The organism is Methylorubrum sp. POS3, from assembly GCF_043352485.1.
In the GTDB taxonomy this organism is placed as follows: domain Bacteria; phylum Pseudomonadota; class Alphaproteobacteria; order Rhizobiales; family Beijerinckiaceae; genus Methylobacterium; species Methylobacterium suomiense.
In genome coordinates, this window is sequence record NZ_JAPRBT010000001.1 from 1494508 (window position 1) to 1508553 (window position 14046).

A 14046-nucleotide genomic window follows, 5' to 3' on the forward strand; every position below is an offset into this window, starting at 1 on the left:
CGCCGGGTCCTTCGCCGACGATCGCTTCCACTGGGACCGGTTACCGGCCGGGCTTCTCCTTCAGCACCTTCCAGATGCCGGTCACGGCGACGAGCGCGCGCCCGCCGCTCGTCAGCGTGCCGCGCACGAAGACGAGAGAGGAGGTTTGGCGCACGATTTCCGGGACCACCTCGATCAGGTCGCCGATCCGGGCCGCGTCGACGAACTGGCTCGACATCTCGACGGTCACGCAGGGCGCGTCGTTTGCGGCCTCCCGCACCACGATGCTGAGCGCCCGGTCGGCGAAGGTCAGCAGCATGCCGCCATGGACGATGCCCACGAGATTGCCGTGCCGCTCGTCGGTGCGAACCGCGAATTCGCGGCGTCCCGCAATGGTGCGGTGATGGACCGGTCCGACATGGGCGATGAAGCCCGGATCGGTGAAGGCTTCCCAGCCGGCCGGAAACGCCGCGCTCTCCTCGTCGGTCATCAGGGCTCCGCCTCCGCGCCAAAAGTCCGGGTCGGCCCACGCGAGATGCAAGATGTCGCGGGGCGCCTGATCTCAGGTCTCGACCGGCCCATATAGAGCGCATGCCGACGAAGTGGGTCGCCGGTTCGCCGAAAGCGTGGGCGGCAGAACGGGACTCGGGAGCCCTGACCGGCCCGACGGGATCGGTCCCGGCTCCAGCGCCCATCCGCCGCGCGGCAGCGCCGCGCTTGCGTTCGATGCAGGTTCGGCGCCAGACTTGCACCTTTCCTGGGCGCCCGGATCTCCGCGCCGCCCGGCATTCGGAGATTCGACCGCATGGCACAGGGCGCCGGTTCGGCCAGCACGACGAGCCTCGACGACGGGATCGTCGCCACCGCCGAGACCTGCCTGTCGGCGATCCACGAGGCGCGGGAGGCGATCCACGGGGTCATCTTCGGCCAGGAAAAGATCGTCGATCTGGCCCTCGTGACGATCCTGGCCGGCGGCCACGGCCTGCTCGTCGGCCTGCCGGGACTGGCCAAGACCAAGCTCGTCGAGACGCTGGGCACCGTGCTCGGGCTCGATGCGCGGCGCGTGCAGTTCACGCCGGATCTCATGCCCTCCGACATCCTCGGCACCGAAATCCTCGACGAGGATGCCGAGCGCCGCCGCTCCTTCCGCTTCGTGAAGGGGCCGGTCTTCACGCAGCTGCTGATGGCCGACGAGATCAACCGCGCCAGCCCGCGGACGCAATCGGCCTTGCTCCAGGCCATGCAGGAGCATTTCGTCTCGGTGGCGGGCGAGCGGCACGACCTGCCGCGCCCCTTCCACGTGCTGGCGACCCAGAACCCGATCGAGCAGGAGGGCACCTATCCGCTGCCCGAGGCGCAGCTCGACCGCTTCCTGCTGGAGATCGATGTCGGCTATCCCGACCGCGCCGCCGAGCGCCGCATCCTGATCGAGACGACCGGCGTCGAGGACGCCAAGGCCCGGACCGTGATGACCACCGAGCAACTGCTGACCGCGCAGCGCCTCGTGCGGCGCCTGCCGGTGGGCGACGCCGTGGTCGACGCGATTCTCGACCTCGTCCGCTCCGCCCGTCCGGAGGGCGGCGATCCGAGCGTGGCCAAGAAACTGCTGTGGGGTCCCGGCCCCCGCGCCAGCCAGGCGCTGACGCTCGCCGTGCGCGCCCGCGCCCTGATCGAGGGCCGCGTCGCCCCCTCCGTCGCCGACGTGAAGGCGCTCGCCGAGCCGGTGCTCAAGCACCGCATGGCCGTCACCTTCGCGGCCCGCGCCGACGGCGAGAGCGTGACCGGCCTGATCGGCCAGCTCGTCGCCAAGCTCTGACGGAACGGACCCCATGGCCTCCACCCGGCTCGTCGAGGCCGAGAGCCGCCGCCCCGGGCGGCCCGAGACCGGCGGGGCCCTCGACCTCGCCGGGCGCATGCCGCGCCTCGTACTCGAATCCCGGCGCGTCTCCGGCACCCTGGCTCATGGCCTGCACGGTCGGCGCCGGGCCGGGCCGGGCGAGAGCTTCTGGCAGTTTCGCCCCTTCGTCACCGGGGAGGCCGCCGCGCGGATCGACTGGCGCCGCTCGGCCCGGGACGATCGGCTCTACGTGCGCGAGCGCGAATGGGAGGCCGCCCACAACATCTGGATCTGGATCGACCGCTCCGCCTCCATGGGCTTCGCCTCGGACTTGGCCCAGACCTCCAAGGTCGAGCGGGCCCTGGTGCTGGGTCTCGCGCTGGCCGACACCTTCGTCGATGGCGGCGAGCGGGTGGGGCTCCTCGGCCTCACCCGGTCGAGCGCCGCCCGCGGCATCGTCGAGACCCTGGCCCAGTCGCTCGTCAACGATCGCGCCGGGCTGAATCAGGATCTGCCGCCGCCGGCGAGCCCCGGCCGTTTCGACGAGACGGTGCTGATCAGCGACTTCCTCACCCCGCTCGATGCCGTCCGTGCCTCGGTGCAGACCATCGCGGCCCGCGGCACCCACGGCCATCTCGTGGTCGTGGTCGACCCCGTGGAAGAGACCTTCCCCTTCACGGGGCAGGCCGTGCTGCACGACCCGCAGGGCAACACCAGCCTCGACATCGGCGAAGCCGGTGCCTGGGGCGAAGCCTATCGCCAGCGCATCGGCGCCCACCGTGACGGTCTCGCCGAGATCGCCCGGCAGCGGGGCTGGACGCTGACGATCCACCGCACCGACCGGCCCGCGACCGAGGCGGCGCTGCGCGTCCTCACCCTCGTCGCCGCCGCGCGCGGGCTCGGCTGAAAGGCAAGGCGTGTTCGGGATTCCCCTCACCTTCGCCGCTCCGCTGGCGCTCGCTGCCCTCGTCGCGCTGCCTGCGCTCTGGATCCTGTTGCGGGTGACGCCGCCGCGCCCGCGCCGCATCAGCTTCCCGCCGCTGGCGCTGATGGCCGACATCCTGCCCAAGCGGGAGACCCCGGCCCGCACGCCGCCCTGGCTCCTGATCCTGCGCATCCTCGCCGCCGCCTGCCTGATCCTGGCGGTGGCGGGCCCCGTCTGGAACCCTTCCGGCATCGGCGCCGCCTCCGGGCGGAACCCGCTGCTCCTGATCCTCGACAACGGCTTCACCGCCGCCCACGACTGGCGCGACCGCCTGCGCGCCGCCACCGACGAGATCGAGGCCGCCGCCCGTGACGGGCGCCCCGTCGCCCTGGTGGCGAGCGCGGAGAGTCCCGCGCCGTTCGAGGCGCGTCCCCCGGCCAATGCCCTGGAGCGGCTGCGGGCGATCAAGCCGCGCCCGCATCTGGCCGATCGGGGCGCGCATCTGGCTTCCATCGGCACCTTCCTGGAGCGCGTGCCCGGCGCCTCGATCCTCTGGATCGCCGACGGCGTGCGCGGGGCCGGCGACACGGACTTCTCGAAATCCCTCGGCGAACTCGCCAAGCGCCACGGCAGCGCCGTGACCCTGCTCAAGGCCGATCGCCCCCCCGCGCTCGCCCTCGAAGGCTCACCGCAGCAGCCCGGCGAGAAGCTCGCCGCGCAGGTGCTCAGGGCGGAGCCCAACGGCCGCGATTCCGGCCTCGTGCGGGCGTTGGATCCGAAGGGCCTGCCGCTCGCCGAGAGCCGCTTCACCCTGGAGCCAGAGGCCCGCGAGGCGACCGTGACCTTCGATCTGCCGGTGGAGCTGCGCAACGCCATCGCCCGGCTGGAGATCGAGGGCGAGGGTTCGGCCGGCGCCGTGGTGCTGATGGACGAGCGCGGCCGCCGCCGCCGCGTCGGCCTCGTCTTCGGCGGCACCCTCGATCAGGCCCAGCCGCTGCTGGCCCCGACCTACTATCTCGCCAAGGCGCTCGCGCCCTTCGCCGATGTGCAGCAGCCCCGCGGCGGCCAGGGCACGTCGGAGGCCATCGCGCAGATGCTCGACAATCAGGTCTCGGTCCTCGCCCTCGCCGATGTCGGCGCGCTGGATGAGCGAACCCTGGCGCGGGTCGAGCAGTTCGTGGAGGAAGGCGGGCTGCTTCTGCGCTTCGCCGGGCCGCGCTTGGCGGCAGGCAACGACCCGCTCGTGCCGGTGCGCCTGCGCCGGGGCGGGCGTTCCCTGGGCGGCACGCTGTCCTGGGATCGGCCGAAGACGCTGGCGGCTTTCGCCCCGGAGAGCCCGTTCGCCGGGCTCAATCCGCCGGCGGATATCGGCGTGCGGCGCCAGATCCTGGCCGAGCCCGACGGCGATCTGCCGGGCAAGACCTGGGCGGCGTTGCAGGACGGTACGCCGATCGTCACGGCGCAGAAGCGGGGCCAGGGGCTGATGGTGCTGTTCCACGTCACGGCCGACACCACATGGTCGAACCTGCCGCTGTCGGGTCTCTTCGTCGACATGCTGCGCCGTGTGGTCGGGCTCGCCGGCCCCTCGGCGAAGCTCGGCGAGGGCGAGGGGCGGCAGGCCAAGGCGGCTCTGCTCGCGCCGCGCCTGACGCTGGACGGGTTCGGCGCGCTCGGCTCCCCGCCCGCGAGCGCCACCGCGGTGCCGGCCGATTTCGCCGACCGCGCCGGCCCCGAGCATCCGCCGGGCTTCTACGGCGCGGCGGAGGGCGGCATCGCCGTCAACGCTCTGCGCCCCGGCGACCGCCTCGAACCCCTCGACGTCGCGGCGCTGACGGGCGCCCGGATCGGCTCCCTCGCCGGCGCCGAGACCGTCGATCTGCGCGCGGCCCTGTTCAGCCTCGCCCTCATGCTCCTGGCCCTCGACACCCTGGCCGGGCTCTGGCTCGGCGGTTTCCTGCGCGGCCCCGGCCGGCTCGCCCGCGGGCGCGCCGCGCCCGCCGCCCTGCTCCTCGTCGCCTTGCTGGGCGCCGGGCTTGTCCCGACCGCGCCGCCTGCCCTGGCGCAGACACCCGCCGCCAACCGGCCGAACGGCACCGAATCGGCGCTCGCCACCCGTCTCGCCTACGTGGTGACCGGCGATTCCGCCGTCGACACCGCGAGCCGGGCCGGCCTGAGCGGGTTGACCCAGATGCTCGCGGCCCGCACCGCCCTGGAACCGGGCGAACCGGCCGGCCTCGACCCCGAGAAGGACGAACTCGCCTTCTATCCGCTGATCTACTGGCCCATCGTCGCCGGCCGCCCGCAGCCGAGCGAGGCGGCGATCCGCAAGATCGACGCCTTCATGCGCAACGGCGGCACCGTGGTCTTCGACACCCGCGACGCCCAGACCGCCCGGGCCGGCGGCCCGCCGACCCCGGAGACCGCCTATCTCCGCAAGATGCTCGGCACGCTCGAAGTGCCGGAGCTGGAGCCGGTGCCGCCCGACCACGTGCTGACCAAGGCGTTCTACCTCGTCGATTCCTTCCCCGGCCGCACCGCCACCGGGCAGACCTGGGTGGAGACGATCCCCCCCGCGGCGGAGGGCGGCGAGCGCCGCCCCGCGCGGGCGGGCGACGGCGTCACCCCGATCATCATCACCGGCAACGACCTCGCCGCCGCCTGGGCGGTCGGCCGCAACGGCGAGCCGCTCTATCCGGTCAACGGCGACCAGCGGCAGCGCGAGATGGCGTTTCGGGGCGGCATCAACATCGTGATCTACACGCTGACCGGAAACTACAAGGCCGACCAGGTGCATGTCCCGGCGCTGCTGGAGCGGCTGGGCCAGTGATCCATTTTTCAAACACGCGGCCGGCGCCAAACCCTTCCCGCTCTGCGGGGGAGGGGGGAGGGCTCTCCGCGCTTCATCCTGAAGGCCTGAGCCCATGCTGAGCCTCAGCTTCACGCCCCTCGTCCCCTGGCCGGTGCTGGCCGCCTTCGGCGTGCTCGCGGGCGTGCTCGTCGTCGTCGCGATCCTGGCCCGGGGGCGCACGGCGCTCCTGCGCGCCGTCGCCCTCGCCCTGGTGATCGCGGCGCTCGCCAACCCGTCCCTGGTGCGCGAGGACCGCGACCCGGTGAAGGATGTCGCCGCCATCGTGGTCGATCGCTCCGGCTCGCAGAGCCTGGGCGAGCGCCCGGCCATGACCGACGCGGTGAAGGCCGAACTGGAGCGCCGCTTCGGCGCGCTCACCAACATCGAGCCGCGCTTCATCGAGGTCGGCGACGCCCAGGGCGGGGAGGGCGACGACGGCACCAAGCTGTTCACGGCGCTGACCCAGGCGCTCGCCGACGTGCCCGCCGAGCGCATCGCCGGCATCGTCATGCTTACCGATGGCGTGGTCCACGACATCCCGGCCTCGCTGGAGACCCTCGGTCTCAAGGCGCCGCTGCACGTCCTGGTCACCGGCCGGTCCGACGAGCGCGATCGCCAGATCCGCATGCTGGAGGCGCCGCGCTTCGGCATCGTCGGCAAGGACGTGACGATCCGCGCCGAGGTGATGGAGCGCGGCGGTACCGGCCACGCGACCGTCAGCGTGCGCCGCGACGGCGAGGAGATCGACCGCCAGAGCATCGCGACCGGTACGCCGTTCTCGCTCACGACGCATATCGAGCATGGCGGCCCGAACGTGATCGAGATCGAGGTCGAGCCTCTGCCGGGCGAGCTGACCACGGTCAACAACCGCGCGGTCCTTCCCATCGAAGGCATTCGCGAGAAGCTCAGGGTGCTGCTCGTCTCCGGCGAGCCGCATCAGGGCGAGCGCACGTGGCGCAACCTGCTGAAGTCGGACGCCTCGGTCGATCTCGTCCACTTCACGATCCTCAGGCCGCCGGAGAAGCAGGACGGCACGCCGATCTCGGAACTGTCGCTGATCGCCTTCCCGACCCGCGAGCTGTTCGTCCAGAAGATCAAGGATTTCGACCTCATCATCTTCGACCGCTACGCCAATCAGAGCGTGCTGCCCTCGGCCTATTTCGACAACATCGTCCGCTATGTCCGCGAGGGCGGCGCCCTGCTGATCGCGGCGGGGCCGGAATTCGCCGGACCGGCGAGCCTCGCCCGCACGCGGCTGTCCGCGGTGCTGCCGGGCGACCCGTCGATGAAGGTGGTCGAACAGCCGTTCAAGGCCGCGCTCACCGAGACCGGCCAGCGCCATCCGGTCACCCGCGCCCTGCCGGGCTCGGAATCGAATCCGCCGGCCTGGGGCGACTGGCTGCGCATCGTCTCGGCCCAGACCCGGGCCGGGATCCAGCCGATCCTGTCCGGCGCCAACGGCCTGCCGCTGCTGGCGCTCTCGCGGGAGGAGAAGGGGCGCGTCGCCCTGATGCTGTCGGATCAGGCTTGGCTCTGGGCCCGCGGCTATCAGCAGGGCGGACCCTATCTCGACCTGCTGCGGCGGCTCGCCCACTGGCTGATGAAGGAGCCCGCCCTGGAAGAGGAGGCGCTCCGCGCCCAGACGACCGGCCGCGGTCGCGAGGTGCGCGTCGAGCGTCAGACCATGGCGGAGGAGGCCGGGCCGGTCACGATCACCGGCCCGACCGGCAAGGAGCGCACGCTGGCGCTGTCCAAGGCCGAACCCGGCCTGTTCAGCGCGACCTTCGAGGCCGAGAGCCTGGGCCTGCACACCCTGCGCTCGGGCAACCTCGTCGCCTTCGTCAGCGTCGGCCCGGCCAATCCGCGCGAACTCGCCGACGTGTTCAGCGACACCGATCGCCTGAAGGGCGTGGCCGAAGGCTCCGGCGGCACCATCCGCCGCGTGGCGGCGGCGGGGGGCGGCATCGAGGTGCCGCGCCTGCAGGTGATCCGCGGCGGCCGCCTCGGGGGCGCCGACTGGATCGGCTTCCGCCCCAGCGACAGCGCGACGGTGCGCGGCGTCGAGGTCTATCCCCTCGGCATCGGCCTCTGGGCGCTGGTGGCTCTGGCCGCGGCGGTGCTGGCGATGTGGCTGGTGGAAGGGCGGCGCGGGCGGGCGGTGTAGGGCCGCGGGACGGCGCTGTCGTGATCAATCGTCGGAGGACGCCGATCCGTCGTTCTCGGGATCGAGGCTGTACAAGGCCTCGAAATCCCGTCCTCCGTAGAACACGTTGGTGACGAGGATCCGATCGGGCTCGATCCTGTACGCGATCACAGCCCTGTGCTCGAAGGGTACCGTCCGCAATCCGGGCTCCAGATCGTCGCGAGGACGGCCGCCTCGGGGCGCATCGCCGATGCGGAGGCAGCGATCCCTGATCCGCTTCACGAAGCCTCGTGCGGTCGGGACATTCTGACTGACGTGCAGCACAATGCGGAAAATGTCCGCAAGGTCGCGCAGAGCCTCTGGTTGAAGCTCGACGTGCAGCCTACGCACGGGATGCGTCGTTCTCCGCTTGGGCGAACAGCGCCTCCAAATGCGCGTCCACCTCCTCGAGGCTCAAGGCCGGGCGCGGGTCGTCCAGGGAGCGCCGGATGCGGGCGCGGATGACGTTCAACCGCTCGGCATCGTCCCGGCGTCGGCGCTGCCACAGCCGCACGGCGTCACTCAGCACGTCGCTGGTCGAGGCATACTCGCCCGCCTCGACGCTCTCCCGCACCGCGCGGAGCTGTTCGGGGGTCATCGTGATGCTGATCGTCTCGGACGATGGCATGGCCGGTCACCTTCCTCGGAGGTTCCGGGATGGTCGCATAGGATCGAACTCAACGCACGCCGTTCGTTGCAATGGGCGGTTGCCAGGAATTTGGGGCCGGACGCTCCAGAGATTGGCCGGCGCTGTCGCCCGAATGCCGACATCCGCCCTTATCGGCCGAATGTCCGCGACCGGCCGTTTCACGGGGCGGGCCAACCTGTGTAAGCCCGGGTCCTATGACCGAGCGACTTCCCTTTCTGGCCGGCGGCGGTGAAGCCGCCCGCATGATTGCCGAGCGCGATTGGTCGGGTCATCCCCTCGGCGCTCCGGAGACCTGGCCGGAATCGCTGCGCACGGCGCTGAGCCTCGTCCTCAACTCCCCCGAGAGCATGATCCTGGCCTGGGGGCCGGACCTGCATTTCTTCTTCAACGACACCTACTTCCCGCTGCTCGGCCCGCGTCTGTCCTGGGCGATGGGCGAGCGGTTCGATCGCGTCTGGGCCGATGGCTGGGATCAGGCGAAACCCATCATCGACGAGGCCTTCGCCGGCCGCAGCCGTCGCTTCGAGGATCTGCCCTGGAAGCTCGCCACCGACCGGGGCGAGGCCGACACATGGTGGTCGTTCTCCTATTCGCGGGTGCTGGACGGGGAGGGGCGCATCGCCGGCCTGTTCATCTTCACCAACGAGACCACGAAGCGGGTGCAGGCCGAAGCGCGGCGGCGGGAGGTCGAGGCGGAGTTGCGGGCCGAGCGCGACCGGGCGCAGGGCGTGCTCGCCAATATGGGCGACGCCTTCCAGCTGCTGGATCGCGATTTCCGCATCCTCGACGTCAATGCCGCGGCGATGCGCATGGAGACGCGGCCCCGGGAGGCGATCGTCGGGGGCCTGCAATGGGAGGTCTATCCCGATGCCGATCCGGCCTTCGAGGAGGCCATCCGGCGCGCCATGGCCGAGCGCGTGCCGGTGGCACTGGAGCACCGCTACACCTGGCCCGACGGACGCTCCGCCTGGATCGACCTGCGCGGCTATCCTGTGCCCGAGGGGCTCGCCCTGTTCTACCGGGACGTGACCGCCCGGCAGGAGGCGGCGGAGCACTTGCGCCGCAGCGAGACGCTTCTGGCCGCGACCCTCGACGCGCTGCCGGTCGGCGTCATCATCGCCGATGCGCAGGGGCGCATCCTGCGCGACAACGCCGCCAACCGAACGCTCTGGGGCATGCCGCCGGAGACCGGGAGCTGGGAGCAGTACGGCGAGTGGGTCGGCTACTGGCCCGAGACCGGGGAGCGCCTGCGCGCCGAGGATTGGGGCATGACCCGCGCGATCCTGCACGGCGAGACCGTGCGGGGCGAACTGATCGAGATCGAGCCGTTCGACGGGTCGGAACGGCGCCAGTTCCTCAACAACGCCGCCCCGATCCGCGACACGACGGGCGCCATCGTCGGCGGCGTGGTGGCCGAACTCGACGTGACCGAGCGCATCGCCGTCGAACGGCGACTGCGGGAGAGCGAGGCTCTGGTCCGGGAGCATGCCGAGCGCGTCCAGCTAGCGCTGGGGGCCGGGGCGATCATCGGCACATGGTTCTGGGACGTGACCGCCGACCGCTTCACCGTGGACGACGCCTTTGCCCGCGCCTTCGGCCTCGACCCGGCCCTGGGCCGGGTGGGGCTCAGCCTGGAGCAGGTGGTGGCGACGGTCCATCCCGACGACAAGGCCGGACTCGCGCGGGCGATCGAGGCTGCGATCCGCCGGGGCGGCGCCTATGCTCACCAGTACCGGGTGCGGCGCACGGACGGGCGCTATTACTGGATCGAGGCCAATGGCCGGGTCGAGCACGGCCTAAACGGTGGGCCGACCCGCTTTCCCGGCGTCCTCATCGATGTGGAGGAGCGCCGCGCCGTCGAGGCCGAGCGCGACCGTGCCAGCGCGCTCCTGCGGGAGAAGGCGGTCGAATTCGAGACGCTGGCCGACAACATCCCGGTCCTGTGCTGGATGGCGCAGGCCGACGGGCATATCTACTGGTACAACCGCCGCTGGTACGCGTATTCCGGCACCGATTTCGCCGCGATGCAGGGCTGGGGCTGGGAGGCGCTGCACGATCCCGCCACGCTCCCTGCCGTGGCGGCCCGCTGGCAGCACTCGCTCGCCACCGGCGAGCGCTTCGAGATGACCTTCCCCCTGAGGGGGGCGGACGGCATCTTCCGGCCGTTCCTGACCCGCATCGTGCCGATCCGCGACGAGGCCGGTGCGGTGATCCGCTGGTTCGGCACCAATGTCGACATCACCGAGCAGCGCGCGGCCCAGGACGCCCTGCGCGACCTGAACGAGACCCTGGAGGAGCAGGTCGCCACCCGGACCCGCGCCCTGATGCAGACCGAGGAGGCGCTGCGGCAATCGCAGAAGATGGAGGCGGTCGGCCAGCTCACCGGTGGCCTCGCCCACGACTTCAACAATCTCCTCGCCGGCATCTCCGGCTCGCTGGAACTGATGCAGACCCGCATCGGCCAGGGGCGGCTCAAGGACGTCGATCGCTACATGGGCGCGGCGCAGGGGGCGGCCAAGCGCGCCGCCGCGCTGACCCACCGCCTGCTCGCCTTCTCCCGCCGTCAGACGCTCGACCCCAAGCCCACCGACGTGAATCGCTTGGTCGCCGGCATGGAGGAGTTGATCCGCCGCACGGTGGGGCCGACCGTGACCATCGAGGTCGTCGGCGCCATCGGCCTCTGGCCCGCTCTGGTCGATCCGCCCCAGCTCGAGAACGCGCTGCTGAACCTCTGCATCAACGCCCGCGACGCCATGCCGGAGGGCGGACGCATCACCATCGAGACCGCCAACAAGTGGCTCGACGACCACGCCGCGCGCCGCCACGACATGCCGCCGGGCGCCTATCTCTCGCTCTGCGTGACCGATACCGGCACCGGCATGAGCCCGGCGGTGATCGCCAAGGCGTTCGACCCGTTCTTCACGACGAAGCCCACCGGGCAGGGCACGGGCCTCGGCCTCTCGATGATCTACGGCTTCGCCAAGCAGTCCGGCGGGCAGGTGCGGATCTATTCCGAGCTCGGCCAGGGCACGACGGTCTGCCTCTACCTGCCGCGCCATCACGGCGCGGCCGCCGAGCCCGATCCCTTCGGCCCCCTGGTCGACGCCCCGCGGGCCGAGCAGGGGGAGACGGTGCTGATCGTCGACGACGAGCCGACCGTGCGGATGCTGGTGACCGAGGTTCTGGAGGATCTCGGCTACACCGCCATCGAGGCCGCCGACAGCGCGGCCGGGCTCCAGGTGCTGCAATCGGACGTGCGGATCGACCTGCTCATCACCGATGTGGGCCTGCCCGGCGGCATGAACGGTCGCCAGATGGCCGATGCGGCCCGCGTCTCACGCCCCAGCCTGAAGGTGCTGTTCATCACCGGCTACGCCGAGAACGCCGCGGTCGGCAACGGCCATCTGGAGCCCGGCATGGCGGTGCTGACGAAGCCCTTCGTGATCGAGGCGTTGGGGCTGCGAATCCGCGAGATGATCGCGCGCGGGTAGGGCGCCTGCCCGCCGGATCGGTCAGCCGCCCGCCCAGGCCTCGACCGTGCGGCCGCCGAAGATCTGCGTCTTCGGCAGCGCGAAGATGAAGTAGGGATTGAGGCTCGGCGGAGCGCTGGCCGCGTCGAGGCGCTCCTGCTGCTCCGCGCTCAGGCTCACCTCCAGGGCCGCGACGTTCTGCGCGAGCTGCTCCGGACGGCTCGCCCCCACCAGCACCGACGACACGCCCGGCCGCCGCGCCACCCAGGCCAGCGCCACCTGCGCCATCGGCCGCCCGACCTCCTCCGCCACGGCCCGGAGGGTGTCGACGATGCGGAAATTGGCCTCCGTGAACAGCATGCCGCCGAAGGGATTGTCGCCGTTGAGGCGACCGTCGCTGCCGCTCGCGGCCGTCGCACCCGCCCGGTCGGGCACGGAGCCCGCCGGCCCGGCCTGGGCCAGCATGTCCCGCCCGTACTTGCCCGTCAGCAATCCCGCCCCCAGCGGGCTCCACGGCACCAGCCCGAGACCGAGCGCCCGGCCGGCGGGCAGGATGTCGAGCTCCACGCCGCGGTCGATGAGCGAGTAGGCGTATTGCAGCCCGATTGGCGCGGGCAGGCCATGGGCTCGGGCGAGCGTCGCGATCTGCGCCGCGTACCAAGCGGGCGCGTTGGAGAAGCCGTAATAGAGGATGTCGCCGCGGGACACGGCGTCGGTGAGCGCCCGCAGCACCTCCTCCGCCGGCGTGGTGCGGTCCCAGACATGGGTCCAGTACAGGTCGATCCGGTCCGTGCGCAGGCGGCGCAGCGATCCCTCCAGGCCGGCGCGGATGTTGCGGGCGCTGTTGCCGCCGGTGAGCGGCGTGCCCTGCTCACGGGAGAATCCCGATTTCGTCGCGATCACCAGCCGGTCGCGCAGGGAGCGTTCGGCCATGAAGGCGCCGAGCATCGCCTCGCTCTCGCCGCCCGAATACACGTCCGCCGTATCGATGAAATTGCCACCCGCCGCGACATAGGCGTCGAACATCGCCCGCGAGGCCGCCGCATCGCTGCCCCAGCGGCCGGCGCCGAAGGTCATGGTGCCGAGTGCCAGGGGGCTCACCGCCAGGCCCGAGCGGCCCAGGGTCCGGTACTGCGTCAGGTCCATCGCGGCGTCTCCTCGTCGAGAGCCGGAGATAGCGCCGGGCGCGGGAAGCGATTAGCCGTGTTCGGCGGCAAGCGCTTGTGAAGGAGCTTCAGCAATGCGGCGGGGGACGCTGGACGATCTCGCGGCCTTCGCGGCGGTGGCGCGCAGCCGCAGCTTCACCCGTGCGGCCGCCGAACTCGGCGTCTCGGCCTCCGCCCTCAGCCACGCGATGCGGGCGCTGGAAACGCGCCTCGGCGTCCGCCTGCTCGCCCGCACCACGCGCAGCGTCGCCCCGACGCCGGCGGGCGAGCGCTTGTTGCGCTCCCTCGATCCGGCCCTGGCCGAGGTCGCCCGCGGTCTCGCCGCGCTGGCCGACTGGCGCGGCGCGCCGTCCGGCACGCTGCGGCTGACGACCTTCGCCTACGCGGCGCGTGCGATCCTCGAACCGGCCCTGCCGGGTTTCCTGCTCGATCACCCGGACGTCTCGGTCGAGGTCATCGTCGACGACCGTCCCGTCGACATCGTCGCGGCCGGCTTCGACGCGGGCATCCGCTTCGGCGAAACGGTGGAGCGCGACATGGTGGCGGTGCGGGTCGGGCCCGATCTGCGCACGGTGGTGGTCGGGACGCCCGCCTATTTCGCGCGCCTGCCCCCGCCCGCGACCCCGGCCGATCTCGAAGCGCATTGCTGCGTGAATTACCGCCTGCTCGGCGGCGGCGGGTTGCTGCCCTGGGAATTCGCCGGCGAGGGCCGGGAATGGCGCGTGCGGGCGTCGGGCCAGCTCATCGTGAACGACGGCGCCCTCGCGGGGGCGGCGGTGCGGGCGGGCGCCGGCCTCGGCTACATGCTGGAGGGCGAGGTCGCGGACGACCTCGCCGCCGGTCGGCTGGTCCAGGTATTGGACCCGTGGTGCCCGCCCTTTCCGGGCTGCCACCTCTACTATCCGAGCCGGCAGGTCACGCCCGCCCTGCGCGCCCTCGTCGAGGCCCTGCGCTGGACGGGCGGTGGTGCCGCCGGGGCGGGGTGACCGC

At 71.9% G+C, this 14046-nt stretch carries 10 protein-coding genes; 6 read left to right on the top strand and 4 right to left on the bottom strand.

The window, feature by feature from the left end; genetic code table 11:
• Nucleotides 1-40: 40 nt before the first annotated feature.
• Nucleotides 41-469, bottom strand: a complete 429-nt coding sequence (locus OWC43_RS07110) for a PaaI family thioesterase (protein ID WP_137828981.1) — start codon at nucleotides 467-469, stop codon at nucleotides 41-43.
• A 315-nt stretch (nucleotides 470-784) separates the two neighbouring features.
• Between OWC43_RS07110 and OWC43_RS07115 the strand changes: the two genes are divergently transcribed.
• The 4 genes from OWC43_RS07115 to OWC43_RS07130 all read left to right on the top strand — a co-directional run bounded on the left by OWC43_RS07115 (nucleotide 785) and on the right by OWC43_RS07130 (nucleotide 7753).
• Nucleotides 785-1795, top strand: coding sequence for a MoxR family ATPase (locus tag OWC43_RS07115; RefSeq protein WP_137828982.1), 1011 nt, complete (start codon nucleotides 785-787; stop codon nucleotides 1793-1795).
• 13 nt (nucleotides 1796-1808) lie between these two features.
• Nucleotides 1809-2723 (top strand): DUF58 domain-containing protein, encoded by a 915-nt coding sequence (locus tag OWC43_RS07120; RefSeq protein ID WP_137828983.1) that lies wholly within the window; start codon nucleotides 1809-1811, stop codon nucleotides 2721-2723.
• 10 nt (nucleotides 2724-2733) lie between these two features.
• Nucleotides 2734-5568: a DUF4159 domain-containing protein gene (locus OWC43_RS07125; protein WP_393956172.1), complete on the top strand. Its 2835-nt coding sequence runs from the start codon at nucleotides 2734-2736 to the stop codon at nucleotides 5566-5568.
• 94 nt (nucleotides 5569-5662) lie between these two features.
• On the top strand, nucleotides 5663-7753 hold the full coding sequence (locus OWC43_RS07130; RefSeq protein WP_393956173.1) for a hypothetical protein: 2091 nt from the start codon (nucleotides 5663-5665) through the stop codon (nucleotides 7751-7753).
• A 24-nt stretch (nucleotides 7754-7777) separates the two neighbouring features.
• Here OWC43_RS07130 and OWC43_RS07135 read toward each other — a convergent pair whose 3' ends face one another.
• On the bottom strand, nucleotides 7778-8122 hold the full coding sequence (locus OWC43_RS07135) for a type II toxin-antitoxin system RelE/ParE family toxin (protein WP_137828986.1): 345 nt from the start codon (nucleotides 8120-8122) through the stop codon (nucleotides 7778-7780).
• Nucleotides 8115-8399 (bottom strand): type II toxin-antitoxin system ParD family antitoxin, encoded by a 285-nt coding sequence (locus OWC43_RS07140; RefSeq protein ID WP_137828987.1) that lies wholly within the window; start codon nucleotides 8397-8399, stop codon nucleotides 8115-8117. The genes OWC43_RS07135 and OWC43_RS07140 overlap by 8 nt, the downstream gene beginning before the upstream one ends.
• A gap of 215 nt (nucleotides 8400-8614) precedes the next feature.
• Here OWC43_RS07140 and OWC43_RS07145 point away from each other — a divergent pair, with 215 nt between their 5' ends.
• Complete coding sequence (locus OWC43_RS07145; RefSeq protein WP_393956174.1) at nucleotides 8615-11911, top strand: PAS domain-containing protein; 3297 nt, start codon at nucleotides 8615-8617, stop codon at nucleotides 11909-11911.
• 21 nt (nucleotides 11912-11932) lie between these two features.
• On the opposite strand, the gene OWC43_RS07150 is transcribed toward OWC43_RS07145, so the two are convergent.
• Nucleotides 11933-13036, bottom strand: coding sequence for an aldo/keto reductase (locus OWC43_RS07150; protein WP_393956175.1), 1104 nt, complete (start codon nucleotides 13034-13036; stop codon nucleotides 11933-11935).
• Between the two features lie 94 nt (nucleotides 13037-13130).
• On the opposite strand from OWC43_RS07150, the gene OWC43_RS07155 reads away from it, so the two are divergent.
• Nucleotides 13131-14042, top strand: a complete 912-nt coding sequence (locus OWC43_RS07155) for a LysR family transcriptional regulator (RefSeq protein ID WP_393956176.1) — start codon at nucleotides 13131-13133, stop codon at nucleotides 14040-14042.
• The last annotated feature ends 4 nt before the right edge of the window (nucleotides 14043-14046 follow it).

Bases quoted from the DNA above. Each gene is read 5' to 3' on its own strand.
- OWC43_RS07110 (WP_137828981.1), bottom strand. From the start codon at position 469: ATGACCGACGAGGAGAGCGCGGCGTTTCCGGCCGGCTGGGAAGCCTTC.
- OWC43_RS07115 (WP_137828982.1), top strand. From the start codon at position 785: ATGGCACAGGGCGCCGGTTCGGCCAGCACGACGAGCCTCGACGACGGG.
- OWC43_RS07120 (WP_137828983.1), top strand. From the start codon at position 1,809: ATGGCCTCCACCCGGCTCGTCGAGGCCGAGAGCCGCCGCCCCGGGCGG.
- OWC43_RS07130 (WP_393956173.1), top strand. From the start codon at position 5,663: ATGCTGAGCCTCAGCTTCACGCCCCTCGTCCCCTGGCCGGTGCTGGCC.
- OWC43_RS07140 (WP_137828987.1), bottom strand. From the start codon at position 8,399: ATGCCATCGTCCGAGACGATCAGCATCACGATGACCCCCGAACAGCTC.
- OWC43_RS07145 (WP_393956174.1), top strand. From the start codon at position 8,615: ATGACCGAGCGACTTCCCTTTCTGGCCGGCGGCGGTGAAGCCGCCCGC.
- OWC43_RS07150 (WP_393956175.1), bottom strand. From the start codon at position 13,036: ATGGACCTGACGCAGTACCGGACCCTGGGCCGCTCGGGCCTGGCGGTG.
- OWC43_RS07155 (WP_393956176.1), top strand. From the start codon at position 13,131: ATGCGGCGGGGGACGCTGGACGATCTCGCGGCCTTCGCGGCGGTGGCG.